Below are 14,010 nucleotides of genomic sequence, written 5' to 3'. Positions count from 1 at the left end.
GCATTAAGGTAGGTAAATACAATGACAATCGAAATTAATGTACCAGACATCGGTGCTGACGAGGTTGAAGTAACTGAGATTCTTGTAAACGTTGGCGACAAGGTTGAAGAAGAGCAGTCACTGATCACTGTTGAAGGCGACAAAGCTTCAATGGAAGTTCCTGCGTCTCAAGCGGGTATCGTTAAAGAAATCAAGATTTCAGAAGGTGATTCTGTTTCTACTGGTTCTCTTATCATGATCTTCGAAGCGGAAGGTGCTGCAGCAGCACCGGCTGCGCCAGCAGTTGAAGCGGCGGCACCTGTTGCAGCTGCTCCTGCTGCGGCGGCTGAGCTTAAAGAAGTTCACGTTCCTGATATCGGCGGTGATGAAGTTGAAGTAACTGAAATCATGGTAGCTATCGGCGACGCAGTAGAAGAAGAGCAATCTCTTCTTACTGTTGAAGGTGATAAGGCTTCAATGGAAGTTCCTGCACCATTCGCTGGTATCGTTAAAGAAATCAAGATCGCTTCTGGTGATTCAGTATCTACTGGTTCTCTAGTGATGGTATTTGAAGTGGCAGGTTCTGGCGCTCCAGTTGCAGCAGCTCCTGCTCCAGCGGCGGCACCAGTTGCAGCGGCTCCAGCAGCATCTGCTGAGAAAGAAGTGAACGTTCCAGATATCGGCGGTGACGAAGTAGAAGTTACTGAAATCATGGTAGCGGTTGGCGATACAGTAGAAGAAGAGCAATCTCTAATTACTGTTGAAGGCGACAAAGCTTCAATGGAAGTGCCTGCACCATTCGCTGGTACAGTAAAAGAAATCAAGATTGCAGCTGGCGACAAAGTGTCAACAGGCTCTTCAATCATGACTTTCGTTGTTGAAGGCGCAGCTCCAGTAGCTGTAGCGGCTTCAGCTCCAGCACAAGCAGCAGCTCCGGCACCTGCACCTAAAGCAGAAGCAGTAGCTCCAGCAGCTGGCGACTTCCAAGAGAACGGTGACTACGCGCACGCATCTCCAGTTGTTCGTCGTCTTGCTCGCGAATTTGGCGTTAACCTTTCTAAGGTTAAAGGTACTGGTCGTAAGAGCCGTATCCTTAAAGAAGACGTTCAGTCTTACGTTAAAGATGCACTTAAGCGTCTTGAGTCTGGTGCTGCAGCATCTGGCAAAGGCGGCGACGGTTCTGCTCTTGGTCTACTACCATGGCCAAAAGTTGACTTCAGCAAGTTCGGCGAAACTGAAGTTCAGAAGCTTTCTAAGATTAAGAAAATCTCTGGCGCTAACCTGCACCGTAACTGGGTAATGATCCCTCACGTTACACAGTGGGACAACGCAGACATCACTGAGCTAGAAGCATTCCGTAAAGAACAGAACGCAATCGAAGCGAAGAAAGACACTGGCATGAAGATCACTCCACTTGTGTTCATCATGAAAGCTGTTGCTAAAGCGCTAGAAGCATTCCCGGCATTCAACTCGTCTCTTTCTGACGATGGCGAAAGCATCATTCTTAAGAAGTACGTAAACGTGGGTATCGCAGTTGATACACCAAACGGCCTAGTTGTTCCTGTTTTCAAAGACGTGAACAAGAAAGGTATTTACGAGCTATCTGAAGAACTAATGGTTGTTTCTAAGAAAGCACGCTCTGGTAAGCTAACAGCAGCAGACATGCAAGGCGGTTGTTTCACAATCTCTAGCCTTGGTGGTATTGGCGGTACTGCATTTACTCCAATCGTAAATGCTCCAGAAGTAGGTATCCTAGGTGTATCTAAGTCTGAGATTAAGCCAGTTTGGAATGGTAAAGAGTTCCAACCACGTCTACAGCTTCCACTGTCTCTATCATACGATCACCGCGTGATCGATGGTGCTGAAGGTGCACGCTTCATTACTTTCCTAAACAGCGCACTATCTGACATTCGTCGTCTAGTACTGTAATTGAGAAAGTAATTATTAAGGTGACTTTCGGGTCACCTTAATTCTTTATATAAAGACTATTTTTAGAGAACAGTTTCCGGCATTTCTCATAAACTGCGGGGGAATTGTTGTCTAGCTCACAGGCTAACTTAAAGCTACTTTCACACTGTTAACATCTCTGTAAAATGTTTCCTGTTTGAAAGCCCAATAATTTTAAGAACATCTACTCAGCCTGTTAGGGATAATGACTACAAGAGGTCACAATGAGCAAAGAAATTAAAGCCCAAGTTGTTGTACTTGGTTCAGGTCCTGCTGGCTACTCAGCGGCATTCCGTTGTGCGGATTTAGGTCTAGAAACAGTACTAGTTGAACGTTACAGCACTCTTGGTGGTGTATGTCTAAACGTTGGTTGTATTCCATCAAAAGCACTTCTTCACGTATCTAAAGTAATTGAAGAAGCAAAAGCGATGGCAGAGCACGGCGTTGTATTCGGCGAGCCACAGACGGACATCAACAAAGTTCGTATCTGGAAAGACAAAGTAGTTGATCAACTGACTGGCGGTCTTGGCGGTATGGCTAAGATGCGTAATGTTACTGTTGTTAACGGTTTCGGTAAGTTTACTGGTCCTAACAGCATCGAAGTTGTTGGCGAAGAAACGACAACAATTAACTTTGATAATGCAATCATTGCAGCGGGTTCTCGCCCAATCAAACTTCCGTTCATCCCACATGAAGACCCACGTATTTGGGATTCTACGGATGCACTAGAACTAAACGAAGTACCAGAAAAACTGCTTATCATGGGCGGCGGTATCATCGGTCTTGAGATGGGTACGGTTTACCACTCTCTAGGTTCTAAAGTTGAAGTTGTTGAGATGTTCGATCAAGTTATCCCTGCTGCGGATAAAGACATCGTTAAAGTCTTCACTAAACGCATCAAGAACAAGTTCAAGCTAATGCTTGAAACTAAAGTGACGGCTGTTGAAGCGAAAGAAGATGGTATCTACGTTTCAATGGAAGGCAAAAAAGCACCAGCTGAAGCTGAGCGCTACGATGCTGTTCTTGTTGCTATCGGTCGTGTTCCAAACGGTGCACTTATCGACGCTGAAAAAGCGGGTATCGAAGTTGATGAGCGTGGTTTCATCAATGTTGATAAGCAAATGCGTACTAACGTTCCTCACATCCACGCGATCGGTGACGTTGTTGGTCAACCAATGCTTGCTCACAAAGGTGTGCATGAAGGTCACGTAGCTGCTGAAGTTATCTCTGGTAAGAAGCACTACTTCGATCCTAAAGTAATCCCATCAATTGCGTACACTGAGCCAGAAGTTGCTTGGGTAGGTAAGACTGAGAAAGAAGCGAAAGCGGAAGGCCTGAACTACGAAGTTGCTACTTTCCCTTGGGCTGCTTCTGGTCGTGCAATCGCTTCTGACTGTGCAGACGGTATGACTAAGATGATCTTTGATAAAGATACTCATCGCGTAATCGGTGGTGCTGTTGTTGGTACTAACGGTGGTGAACTTCTTGGTGAAATCGGCCTAGCAATCGAAATGGGTTGTGATGCAGAAGATATCGCTCTTACTATCCACGCTCACCCAACTCTACACGAGTCTGTTGGTCTAGCTGCGGAAGTATTCGAAGGTTCAATCACTGACCTTCCAAACAAAAAAGCAGTTAAAAAGAAGAAGTAATTCTTTCTTAGCGACTCGCTAATGTTTTTGAAAGCCGCTGATTCGTCAGCGGCTTTTTTATGTCCGAAGAAAAGTTGCTCGTTATGCCTGTAAGAGATCCCCAACTCGCTCGTCCCTCGCTCTTGAGGATGACGAAGTGAGGTGTTGAAGTTAATGCTTTGATGATGCCTCTAGCGTAAAGGTGAGAACTTTAGCTCTATATTCCCGTCGTTCTATAGACTGACGTAGGAGGTAGTCGGAAACCTTTGTCTTTAGTGTTTGATTAATTTCTTCGCTTTTCGTTCACGGTGACGGATGCAGTAAAGCGCAATGGTTCTTTATTCCCGTCATTCCCTAGACTGACGGAGGAGGGAATAGGGAATCTCATTCTGGTTTTCTATCGGTAATAAAAAAGGGCTGGCGTAAAAGCCAACCCTTTAGTTTTGTGCGAATCTCGAATCTACTTATAGATGCACAGCATGTTCAAGTAGCTATCCGTTAAGCTTGAAAGCTCTTCTGGCGTTTCTACACGTTTCGCTTGAATGAACAGCGAGTAGCAGATGCCGTGGAATAGGTTTGCTAGATGCTTAGGGTCGTGATCGTCGCAAACTTCGCCGCGTTCAATCGCTTTACTAAACATGTTTTGTACTAACATCTGGTTAGTGCGGTTAGTGGTTACGAATAGAGGCCATACTTCATCACGAGTCGAAGCGCTCCATTCAAACCATACGTTCAACCAATGGCTATCGTGAGCCACTAACGTCACCATTTCAGTCGCAATATTATGTAGGTTTTGTTTTGCGTGAATATCTAGATCGATATTGTCTGAAAGGAAGTTAGAGAATTGGCGTACAACATGATTAAGCACTTCATCAACCAGATCTTCACGGGTAGGGAAGTAATTAAATACCGTTGCTACAGACACCTGAGCGATGTCTGCAATATCAGCGTGTCCACCACGACCAATACCGCGGCGAGAGAATACCTCAAGAGCGATTTCCATCAATTGAAGTTTTCTTTTTAAAGGTGAAAGCCTAGTTCTAGGTCTCTTAGATATTGAGTCCATTTTATTTTCCTTGCCAACGAAATTTTTATATTAATGATTTTATTATTATTTAAGCCAAGATGAGTGTAATGGTGCATATGCGAATGGTCAATCCTTTGAGCTTGTTTTATAGGCAGTTACATCAAACTAGATCCATAAAGCGTGATCAGGATTGATGTGAAAGGAAGCGAGTATTGGATAGGGCATCAGCGCACATTTAATTGAGAATCTCACAGTAAATTAGAACCATAAGGTGGTGTGGGTATTTGAGCAGTGCTAGACTTACTCACAAAATTGAGCGACACAACTGACGAAACTGTCAACATTCGTCGCAATCACCAAATAAAATGAGAGCAGTATGAAGCATACAGTTGAAGTCATGATCTCTGAGCAAGAAGTTCAGGATCGAGTGAACGTATTAGGCAAGCAGATCACGGAGCACTACAAAGGCAGTGAAGATCTCGTTTTAGTTGGCTTATTACGTGGATCTTTTGTCTTTATGGCGGATCTTGCTCGTGCTATCGATTTAACTCACCAAGTTGATTTCATGACCGCGTCTAGCTACGGCAACGGCATGGAAAGCTCACGTGACGTTCGTATTTTGAAAGACCTTGATGATGATATCCAAGGTAAAGATGTTCTGCTTGTAGAAGACATTATCGATACAGGTAACACACTGACTAAAGTGAAAGAGATTTTGAGCCTACGTGGCCCTAAATCTATCGAAATCTGTACGTTATTAGACAAGCCTTCTCGCCGCGAAGTGATTGTCGATACAAAGTGGATTGGTTTTGAGATTCCTGATGAGTTCGTTGTTGGTGTTGGTATCGACTACGCACAAAAATATCGTCACCTACCGTACATCGGTAAAGTAGTACCTCAAGAGTAATCACTGCTCTATGAAGAAAAACAAAAAAGGCTCGCACAATGCGAGCCTTTCTTATATCTATTCTTTACTATATCAACGGGTTAGACGTTAAGAATTAACCGAGGATTGGAGACGATAGGATTTTTTCAAGCGCTTCTAAGTGACTATTTTCTAACGTGTCATTACTTGAACAACGAACGCCAAGATCTTGTAGCTTGCCGTTACCAATACCATAAACTACACCGTGGATTTCAATATCTTGTCCACGTTCCCATGCGGTTTGCATGATGGTTGAGTTACCAAGGTTATAGACTTGCTCTGCAACGTTAATTTCGCACAACTTGTCACCCCATTGTTCACGGGGTAGAGATTCAATTTGCTTACGGTACTTAAGGTAGTTATCGCGAATGTGGAGTAGCCAGTTGTTGATAAGGCCAAGTTTAGGGTTATCAATCGCTGCATTAACACCACCACAGCCATAGTGACCGCATACAATAATGTGTTTAACTTTGAGCACGTCAACGGCGTATTGTACAACGGATAAGCAGTTGAGATCAGTATGAACCACTTGGTTTGCTACATTTCGATGAACAAACAGTTCGCCAGAATACAAACCAGTGAGACGCTCGGCCGGTACTCGGCTATCAGAGCAGCCAATCCATAGAAAGCCAGGGCTTTGCCCTTCTTCAAGCGTTGTAAAATACTCAGGTCTTTGAGAGCGAATTTCTTCAGACCATTTAGAGTTGTTTTCAAAAAGCTGTTTAATCTCTGGCATTTTGCGTCTTACATCCCTTCATTAAGAATTGTAACTATACACAATGTTACAAATTCAATCCCGTAAAAACTGCGTCAACACGTACTCATCTGACGTGTTCTAGTCGTTAAGATCATTAACTTAGCACAGAAACTATCATCTGGTTATAAGTCATGAATAATGTGATTGAATTAACACTTTCTGTCTGATTAACTCATTTGTTAAAGTGATAAGGTTTGTCATTTTCATCATCAGGAAGGTGTGTTTTGTTTGGAAGTCGTTTTGCGGATATCAGTCTCAAAGGAGACATGTTTGGCGGTGTCACCACAGCCATCATCTCATTGCCTTTAGCGTTGGCATTTGGTGTTGCGTCTGGTGCGGGCGCGGAAGCTGGCCTTTGGGGCGCCATCATGGTCGGTCTATTTGCGGCGTTGTTTGGCGGTTCGAGCAGTCTGATATCAGAACCTACCGGACCAATGACGGTGATCATGACAGCAGTGATGACAAGCATGGTGGCCAAGTACCCTGAAACCGGAATGGCAATGACCTTTACCGTGGTCATGATGGCGGGTGCTTTTCAGATATTACTTGGCACCTTAAAGCTCGGAAAATACGTTACTTTGATGCCATATAGCGTGATTTCTGGGTTTATGTCGGGTATCGGCGTTATTCTGATTATCTTGCAGCTATCACCATTGTTAGGACATGCGGCTCCATCTGGCGGGGTGATGGGCACGCTTTCCGCATTGCCTGATACGTTAGCCCATCTGAAAATAAGCGAACTGTTTCTAGGGGTATTAACACTCGGTATTTTGTTTGGTTTTCCGGCTAAATATCGTAAGTATGTGCCCGCTCAACTGGTTGCTTTGGTTGCTGTCACCCTTTTATCCGTCATTATTTTTGATATCGACTCTATCCGCCGTATCGGTGAGATCCCCGCGGGTTTGCCCTCTCTCGTTATTCCGACAATCAGTTCTGAACAATTTACGACCATGGTTATCGACGCCTTGGTGCTGGGTACGTTGGGTTGCATTGATACGCTTCTGACTGCGGTTATCGGAGATTCACTGACTCGTAAAGAACATGATTCAGATAAAGAACTTCGTGGCCAAGGCATCGCGAATATGATCTCTGGTCTGTTTGGTGCGCTACCTGGTGCGGGCGCAACCATGGGTACCGTAACCAATATTCAGGTGGGTGCTCGTTCTCCACTTTCTGGTGTTATTCGAGCTTTAGTTTTGGCATTGGTGGTATTGGTTGCTGGTGGCTTAACTGAACCTATCCCTATGGCGGTATTGGCTGGCATTGCGATGTATGTTGGTTTCAATATTCTTGACTGGAGCTTTATCCAGCGAGCACACAAAGTGAGTTATGCCGGCATGGGTGTAATGTACGGCGTGATGCTGTTGACTGTATTCGTGGACTTGATTATTGCTGTTGGTCTTGGTGTCTTTATATCGAACATCCTGATTATTGAAAGATTGAGCCGAGAGCAAGCAAGACAAGTTAAGGCGATCAGTGATGGTGATGATGAAGATGATATCCCATTGACCGATAGCGAACGTCAGTTACTGGATAGTGCCAATGGTAAAGTGCTGTTCTTTTACCTTTCTGGGCCGATGATCTTCAGTGTTTCAAAGGCGATTTCACGTCAGCACTCTAGTATCTCTGATTACGAAGTGATGATTCTAGATCTGACAGATGTGCCGATGATTGATGTGACGGTTGGGCTTGCATTAGAAAATGCGATTAAAGATGCATTGGATGCGCAGTGTGAAGTGTACTTGTTGTGTCCGAATGAGAATACTCGTCAGCAGCTAGAGAAATTCCACGTGCTTGATCTTGTGCCGGAATCTAACACTTACCGATTCAGGTATGAAGCTCTGACAGCTGCAACAAGCTATGTTGATAGAGATGAACATCAATTTGAGTCAGTCTAATTTTCAGTAATAATCTGACATGAATCAGTTATAGATGCCAAATTTAGTATTGGTGATTAATGCCGTTAAGTTATTAACTTAACGGCATTTTTATGTTTACTGAACTCTGAACTGGTCTTTACGTAGCTAATATTCTTGTTCGCTTTCGAAAGAAACCCTCACTCGGTATTTGTATTAATCGTTAATCAACGATAGACTTGTTTGCAAAATGGCCGAGTAAACAAGTTTGGGTTAGTTTTCTGCTAGCTCGTTTTAAGCATTACTCTCTTCCTCAAGCTCGGTCATCAACATCTTATCTATAGCAAATGGCAGTCTATCTCTATGTATGCATTAGAAATTGAGCAATTAAGAAAAACTTATGCAGGGGGCTTTGAGGCTCTTAAAGGCGTTAGTTTACAAGTAGAAAAAGGCGATTTTTACGCTCTGCTTGGTCCAAATGGCGCAGGTAAATCAACCACCATTGGTGTTATCTCTTCACTGGTTAACAAAACTTCAGGCAAGGTTAAAGTGTTCGGCTACGACATTGATACCGATCTGGAGTTGGCGAAACAGAACTTAGGTCTAGTGCCGCAAGAGTTTAACTTTAACCCGTTCGAAACCGTTGAGCAGATCGTGCTGCAACAAGCGGGTTATTACGGTGTGCCAAAAGCACTGGCGAAAGAGCGAGCGAAAAAATACTTATCTCAGCTCGATTTGTGGGAAAAGCGTAGCGAACGTGCACGTAACTTGTCTGGTGGTATGAAGCGTCGTTTGATGATCGCGCGTGCACTGATGCATGAGCCTCATTTGTTGATTCTTGATGAGCCAACGGCGGGCGTTGATATTGAATTGCGCCGTTCAATGTGGGGGTTCTTGAAAGAGATCAATGAGAAGCAGGGTATTACCATTATCTTGACTACACACTACCTAGAAGAAGCGGAAATGTTGTGTCGTAACATTGGTATCATTAACCGTGGTGAGCTGATTGAGAATACAACAATGAAGTCGCTGCTGGGTAAGTTGAGTGCAGAGACCTTTATTCTTGATCTTGAAGAGGGCGTGACTGAACCTAAACTTGAAGGTGTGAATAGCCAAGTGATGGTTAATGGTTCGCTAGAAATCGAAATCGACAAGAACCTAGGTTTGAATACCATCTTTGCTCAATTGAGTGAACAGCAGGTGAAAGTCCTTTCTATGCGTAACAAAGCAAACCGTTTAGAAGAGCTATTTGTGAGTATTGTCCGTGAGGGGAGTAAATAATATGTACAGCCTATATTGGACCGCTTTCTGTAGCTTGTTGACCAAAGAGATCAATCGCTTTACTCGTATCTGGGTGCAAACGCTTGTCCCGCCAGCGATTACCATGACGCTGTATTTCATCATATTTGGCAACTTGATTGGTGCGCGTATTGGTGAAATGAACGGCTTTAGCTACATGGAATACATTGTTCCCGGCCTGATCATGATGTCGGTGATCACTAACTCATATTCCAACGTTGCTTCGTCGTTTTTTAGTGCCAAATTCCAGAAGAACATTGAAGAGTTGCTTGTCGCGCCAGTTCCTAACTACGTGATTATTGCCGGTTTCGTAATGGGCGGTGTGGTGCGTGGCTTGTTAGTGGGTACCATAGTCACATTCGTATCGCTTTTCTTTGTCGACCTGCAAGTTGACCATTGGGGCGTGATTATTGCGACAGTATTTCTAACGTCGGTTGTGTTTGCTCTGGGTGGTTTAATCAACGCTGTATTTGCACGCACGTTTGACGATATCTCTATTATCCCGACCTTTATCTTGACACCGCTGACGTACCTTGGTGGTGTGTTTTACTCGATTAATCTATTACCTGAATTTTGGCAAGGTGTGTCGAAACTGAACCCAATTGTGTACATGGTTAACGCGTTCAGATATGGCTTCTTGGGAGTGTCTGATGTGGGTATTGTAACGTCGTTTGGTGTATTGGGTGTGTTTATCGTCGCGCTGTATGGCGTTGCACACTACCTAGTGACTAAGGGGATTGGCTTACGTAGCTAACCTTTGGTTAATCTAAGCAACAGGTAAAGAAAAAGGTCGATATAACATCGACCTTTTTTATGTTTTTCGTTTGGTGTTCTTGTTTTGCGTTAAAAGCAGAAGCCGACTATTCAGCCGTTTCTTCTTTTAATTCTTCTTTTGTTTCCGTAACCAAATCGAGAACTTGGTTGTCGATAAGACGCGTCTTACCTAGGAAAGCTGACATCAGGATCACGGCTTGTGTGGATTCTGAAGTGATAGCTTGCAACGTCTTAGCATCGCAAATGAAGATTTCATCGGGTTGAAGATCGGCTGCACGAAGCTGGTCTGTCGCATCTTCAATAACAGATGCGTAGTCATCACGACCGCCACGAATTGCGCTGCTGACCCAACGCATAGTACGCGCTAGAACAGGAGCTCGTTGACGCTCGTCAATCGTTAGGTTGCTATTGCGAGAGCTCATTGCCAAGCCATCCATTTCACGAACGGTCGCTACGCCGACAACTTCAATGTCTAACGCTAAATCTGTTGTCATCTGGCGAATAACAGCAAGTTGCTGAAAGTCTTTCTCACCGAAGCATGCAAAGTTTGGCTGAACGATATTAAACAGTTTAGTGACAATCGTTGATACGCCGCGGAAGTGACCTGGACGAGACGCGCCTTCAAGCATGTGAGATATGCCTGGAACTTCAACAAACGTCTGTTTATCTAATCCATCTGGGTACATGACTTCTGGTGTCGGTGTAAACACGAGCTCAACACCTTCGGCTGTTAACTTACTTAAATCAGCTTCTAACGTACGAGGGTAGTTGTTCAAGTCATCGGTACGATCAAACTGCATCGGGTTAACAAAGATGCTTACCACAACAATGTCCGCCAGTTCACGAGCTTTCTTGACCAGAGTCAGGTGACCTTCATGCAGGTTTCCCATTGTCGGGACAAAAGCAACCGTACGTCCATCACGCTTAAACTGTTTAATCTGCTCACGAAGAGCCGCTATTTCAGCAAAAGTTTGCATAGTTACTCCTAAGCGATTGTATGAGCATCATCAGGGAAACGTGCGCTCTCTACTTCTTCTTTGTATAGAGCGACGGCTTTACGCATATCACCTGTTTCAGCTAGGAAATTCTTAGAGAATTTCGGCATGTAGTTCGCAGAAATACCGAACATGTCATGCATAACCAAGATCTGACCATCGGTAACATTACCTGCGCCGATACCGATAACGGGTACGTCACAAGCTTCTGTAATTCGTTTTGCCAATGAAGCGGGTACACATTCAAGGAGAACGATTTGAGCACCTGCGTTTTGTAGTGCTAGAGCGTCAGCAACCATTTTGTCGGCTTGCTCGTCGTCACGACCTTGTACTTTGTAACCACCAAAAATGTTCACAGACTGAGGCGTTAAGCCTAAGTGTGCACATACTGGTACTGCACGTTCTGTTAGCATCTTCACAGTATCAACCAACCAGCTTCCGCCTTCGATTTTTACCATGTTCGCACCAGCACGCATCAATGTTGCTGCGCTCTCACAGGCTTGCTCTGGCGTTGCGTAGCTCATGAAAGGCATGTCAGCCATAAGAAGACAGTTTAGGCTACCTGCACGCACTGAGCGAGTATGGTAAGCAATGTCTTCAACGGTTACTGGTAATGTGTCGTTATGGCCTTGTAGAACCATACCCAGTGAGTCACCGACAAGCAGAACTGGCATTTCTTGGCTTTCGAATAACTGAGCAAAGCTCGCATCATAAGCTGTCGACGTCGCGAATTTACGGCCTTCACTTTTGCATTTGATCAGGTCGTTAATGGTTACTTTTTTCATTGGTTTTCCTTAATGCGCTTGGCTATTGTTGCCAAACATTGAGCCCGTTCTTATCAACTATTTTGAGTAGTTCTGTCAGCTCAGTCCCATCAGGGAGTTGTAAACTTGGTGCGATTTCAGCAAGCGGGTAAAGTACAAACTCTCGTTCTTTCATTCCGTAATGAGGAACGATTAAGCGCTCTGAATCGATCACCTCATTGCCGTATAACACAATGTCGAGATCCAAGGTTCTTGGCCCCCAACGCTCGTCTTTACGGACGCGCCCTTGTTCTAGCTCGATCTTTTGAGTGCAATCAAGTAGTTCAATTGGCGTTAATTCGGTTTGGATTGCTACTACCGCGTTGATGTAGTCAGGTTGGTTTTGCGGCCCCATTGGAGTGCTACTATATAGCTGAGAGGTCGCAACAAACGTTGATCGCGGTAGGCTTTTTAGCGTTTCGATAGCCAAGTTTGCTTGGCTAACTGGGTCGGCAAGGTTGCTGCCGACCGCAATATAAGCCGTTATCATTCGGACTGCTTACTCTTTTTGTTTCGGTAAGTCTTACGGCGACGATGGCCTGATTTTGATGGTGCTGCAACGTCGTTAGCCATCGCTTGGCGCATGTTGCGGCCTGCGGTCTGATAACGCTCCCACCATTTTGCTAGTTCTTTGGTTTCGCCACCCTCAATCTCGCCACGCATTTCTAAGAAGTCGTAACCAGCACGGAACTTATTCAGTTCCATAAGACGAACAGCACGTTTACCGTTACGACGAGGCAGTCGCAATTGCAGTTGCCAAACTTCACGAACCGTCGCTGTGTGACGACGAGGAATAGCAATAGACTTAACTTGCTGGTCAAGAATGATGTTGCTCGCTTCCATGATCGCATCGTAATGCGCCATACCCTGTTCAGCGACAAGCTTGTCTGCGAGCTTGTTCATTGGGTACCAAAGAATCGCTGCAAACATAAATGCAGGGTTTACTCGCTTGCCATCTTCTATGCGAAGGTCGGTTGAGTCGAGTACTAAGTCAAGCATCTGCTCTGTATGAGAGTCGTAACCTTCAGTGAAGTGCTCTGCAATTGCAGGGAACATCTGTTGGAACAGGTTGTATTCACGCATTAGGTGATAGGTTTCTAAACCGTGACCTGATTGAAGTAATTTCAGAGACTCTTCGTAAAGGCGCGCTGCTGGGATATCTTTTAGCAGGTGTGCCAGTTCTTCGATAGGGTCTGCTGTGTCTTCTTCAATATCGAAATCCAGTTTGGCGGCGAAACGCATTGCGCGAAGCATACGTACCGGGTCTTCACGGTAGCGAGTTTCTGGATCGCCAATTAAGCGGATCAGCTTGTCTTCTAAATCTTCCACACCACCCGCGTAATCGTGAATGCTGTAGTCTGCAATGTTGTAGTACATCGCATTAATAGTGAAGTCACGACGCTCTGCATCTTCATCAACATTGCCGTACACGTTATCGCGTAGCAACATGCCTTCATCAGATTGCGCAGAAACGTTTTTCGATGGCTCTTGGTGGTGGCCACGGAAAGTTGCCACTTCAATGATGTCACGACCAAACATGATATGTGCTAAGCGGAAACGGCGGCCGATAAGGCGACAGTTTCTGAAGAGGTTTTTGATTTGTTCTGGTGTTGCGTTGGTCGCAATATCAAAATCTTTTGGCTGTGAGCCTAATAAGATATCGCGAACACCACCACCGACTAGAAATGCGTCAAAACCCGCACCATTCAGGCGATATAGCACTTTTAGTGCGTTGTCGCTGATCTGCTTGCGTGAAATATTGTGCTCTTGACGAGTATATATATTCAGAGCTAATTCGTGGAATCCGCGTTGTTCGCTTGGGGTATTGTCGTTTGTATTCATTAGTTTAGAACAAAGTAGGTATCGCCAACTTTGTTTTTCTCTTAGTCCAAAGTGGTAGTGCAGAGTATAATTGCGGCTAATGATAGCTTAGCGCGAGCCATTTGAGAACATCGTCTGTTTAACCACTGCTGTTGGTTATGACATTTTTATGTGTCGTTTTTGCTATTTGCCGTTA

Annotated in this window: 12 protein-coding genes; 6 read left to right on the top strand and 6 right to left on the bottom strand. The window is 44.7% G+C overall.

Annotated features, from left to right (window positions below; all coding sequences use genetic code 11):
• The first annotated feature begins 21 nt into the window (after positions 1-21).
• Together aceF and lpdA are read left to right on the top strand one after the other, a co-directional pair.
• Positions 22-1,908 (top strand): pyruvate dehydrogenase complex dihydrolipoyllysine-residue acetyltransferase, encoded by a 1,887-nt coding sequence (aceF, locus tag AC3CH4_RS12645; RefSeq protein ID WP_488543031.1) that lies wholly within the window; start codon positions 22-24, stop codon positions 1,906-1,908.
• A 242-nt stretch (positions 1,909-2,150) separates the two neighbouring features.
• Positions 2,151-3,578 carry a dihydrolipoyl dehydrogenase gene (lpdA, locus tag AC3CH4_RS12640; protein ID WP_004735450.1) on the top strand — a complete coding sequence of 476 codons (1,428 nt, stop codon included), beginning with the start codon at positions 2,151-2,153 and terminating at the stop codon, positions 3,576-3,578.
• A 439-nt stretch (positions 3,579-4,017) separates the two neighbouring features.
• On the opposite strand, the gene AC3CH4_RS12635 is transcribed toward lpdA, so the two are convergent.
• Positions 4,018-4,623 (bottom strand): LuxR/HapR/OpaR family quorum-sensing transcriptional regulator, encoded by a 606-nt coding sequence (locus AC3CH4_RS12635; protein WP_017079965.1) that lies wholly within the window; start codon positions 4,621-4,623, stop codon positions 4,018-4,020.
• A gap of 337 nt (positions 4,624-4,960) precedes the next feature.
• Here AC3CH4_RS12635 and hpt point away from each other — a divergent pair, with 337 nt between their 5' ends.
• Entirely contained in the window at positions 4,961-5,491 is a 531-nt protein-coding gene (gene hpt, locus AC3CH4_RS12630; protein ID WP_004735452.1) for a hypoxanthine phosphoribosyltransferase, read from the top strand.
• A gap of 94 nt (positions 5,492-5,585) precedes the next feature.
• On the opposite strand, the gene can is transcribed toward hpt, so the two are convergent.
• Positions 5,586-6,245: a carbonate dehydratase gene (can, locus tag AC3CH4_RS12625; protein WP_372286196.1), complete on the bottom strand. Its 660-nt coding sequence runs from the start codon at positions 6,243-6,245 to the stop codon at positions 5,586-5,588.
• 287 nt (positions 6,246-6,532) lie between these two features.
• Here can and AC3CH4_RS12620 point away from each other — a divergent pair, with 287 nt between their 5' ends.
• The 3 genes from AC3CH4_RS12620 to AC3CH4_RS12610 all read left to right on the top strand — a co-directional run bounded on the left by AC3CH4_RS12620 (position 6,533) and on the right by AC3CH4_RS12610 (position 10,175).
• Positions 6,533-8,164, top strand: coding sequence for a SulP family inorganic anion transporter (locus AC3CH4_RS12620; protein ID WP_171308167.1), 1,632 nt, complete (start codon positions 6,533-6,535; stop codon positions 8,162-8,164).
• A 321-nt stretch (positions 8,165-8,485) separates the two neighbouring features.
• Positions 8,486-9,403 carry an ABC transporter ATP-binding protein gene (locus tag AC3CH4_RS12615; protein WP_054547493.1) on the top strand — a complete coding sequence of 306 codons (918 nt, stop codon included), beginning with the start codon at positions 8,486-8,488 and terminating at the stop codon, positions 9,401-9,403.
• 1 nt (position 9,404) lies between these two features.
• Positions 9,405-10,175, top strand: coding sequence for an ABC transporter permease (locus AC3CH4_RS12610; protein ID WP_488543030.1), 771 nt, complete (start codon positions 9,405-9,407; stop codon positions 10,173-10,175).
• Positions 10,176-10,281: 106 nt separating this feature from the next.
• Here AC3CH4_RS12610 and panC read toward each other — a convergent pair whose 3' ends face one another.
• Genes panC through pcnB form a run of 4 tightly spaced genes read right to left on the bottom strand, consistent with a single transcriptional unit; the run spans position 10,282 to position 13,835 of the window.
• Positions 10,282-11,172 (bottom strand): pantoate--beta-alanine ligase, encoded by an 891-nt coding sequence (gene panC / locus AC3CH4_RS12605; protein WP_488543029.1) that lies wholly within the window; start codon positions 11,170-11,172, stop codon positions 10,282-10,284.
• 8 nt (positions 11,173-11,180) lie between these two features.
• Entirely contained in the window at positions 11,181-11,975 is a 795-nt protein-coding gene (gene panB / locus AC3CH4_RS12600) for a 3-methyl-2-oxobutanoate hydroxymethyltransferase (protein ID WP_488543028.1), read from the bottom strand.
• Between the two features lie 22 nt (positions 11,976-11,997).
• Positions 11,998-12,483 carry a 2-amino-4-hydroxy-6-hydroxymethyldihydropteridine diphosphokinase gene (gene folK / locus AC3CH4_RS12595; protein WP_054547496.1) on the bottom strand — a complete coding sequence of 162 codons (486 nt, stop codon included), beginning with the start codon at positions 12,481-12,483 and terminating at the stop codon, positions 11,998-12,000.
• On the bottom strand, positions 12,480-13,835 hold the full coding sequence (gene pcnB / locus AC3CH4_RS12590) for a polynucleotide adenylyltransferase PcnB (protein WP_004735460.1): 1,356 nt from the start codon (positions 13,833-13,835) through the stop codon (positions 12,480-12,482). Before pcnB ends, folK begins: the two co-directional genes overlap by 4 nt.
• Positions 13,836-14,010: the final 175 nt, after the last annotated feature.

Source organism: Vibrio sp. QJM3NY_26 (assembly GCF_057786005.1).
This window is presented reverse-complemented; position numbering and strand designations above follow the sequence as displayed.

Bases quoted from the DNA above. Each gene is read 5' to 3' on its own strand.
- aceF (WP_488543031.1), top strand. From the start codon at position 22: ATGACAATCGAAATTAATGTACCAGACATCGGTGCTGACGAGGTTGAA.
- lpdA (WP_004735450.1), top strand. From the start codon at position 2,151: ATGAGCAAAGAAATTAAAGCCCAAGTTGTTGTACTTGGTTCAGGTCCT.
- AC3CH4_RS12635 (WP_017079965.1), bottom strand. From the start codon at position 4,623: ATGGACTCAATATCTAAGAGACCTAGAACTAGGCTTTCACCTTTAAAA.
- hpt (WP_004735452.1), top strand. From the start codon at position 4,961: ATGAAGCATACAGTTGAAGTCATGATCTCTGAGCAAGAAGTTCAGGAT.
- can (WP_372286196.1), bottom strand. From the start codon at position 6,245: ATGCCAGAGATTAAACAGCTTTTTGAAAACAACTCTAAATGGTCTGAA.
- AC3CH4_RS12620 (WP_171308167.1), top strand. From the start codon at position 6,533: ATGTTTGGCGGTGTCACCACAGCCATCATCTCATTGCCTTTAGCGTTG.
- AC3CH4_RS12615 (WP_054547493.1), top strand. From the start codon at position 8,486: ATGTATGCATTAGAAATTGAGCAATTAAGAAAAACTTATGCAGGGGGC.
- AC3CH4_RS12610 (WP_488543030.1), top strand. From the start codon at position 9,405: ATGTACAGCCTATATTGGACCGCTTTCTGTAGCTTGTTGACCAAAGAG.
- panC (WP_488543029.1), bottom strand. From the start codon at position 11,172: ATGCAAACTTTTGCTGAAATAGCGGCTCTTCGTGAGCAGATTAAACAG.
- panB (WP_488543028.1), bottom strand. From the start codon at position 11,975: ATGAAAAAAGTAACCATTAACGACCTGATCAAATGCAAAAGTGAAGGC.
- folK (WP_054547496.1), bottom strand. From the start codon at position 12,483: ATGATAACGGCTTATATTGCGGTCGGCAGCAACCTTGCCGACCCAGTT.
- pcnB (WP_004735460.1), bottom strand. From the start codon at position 13,835: ATGAATACAAACGACAATACCCCAAGCGAACAACGCGGATTCCACGAA.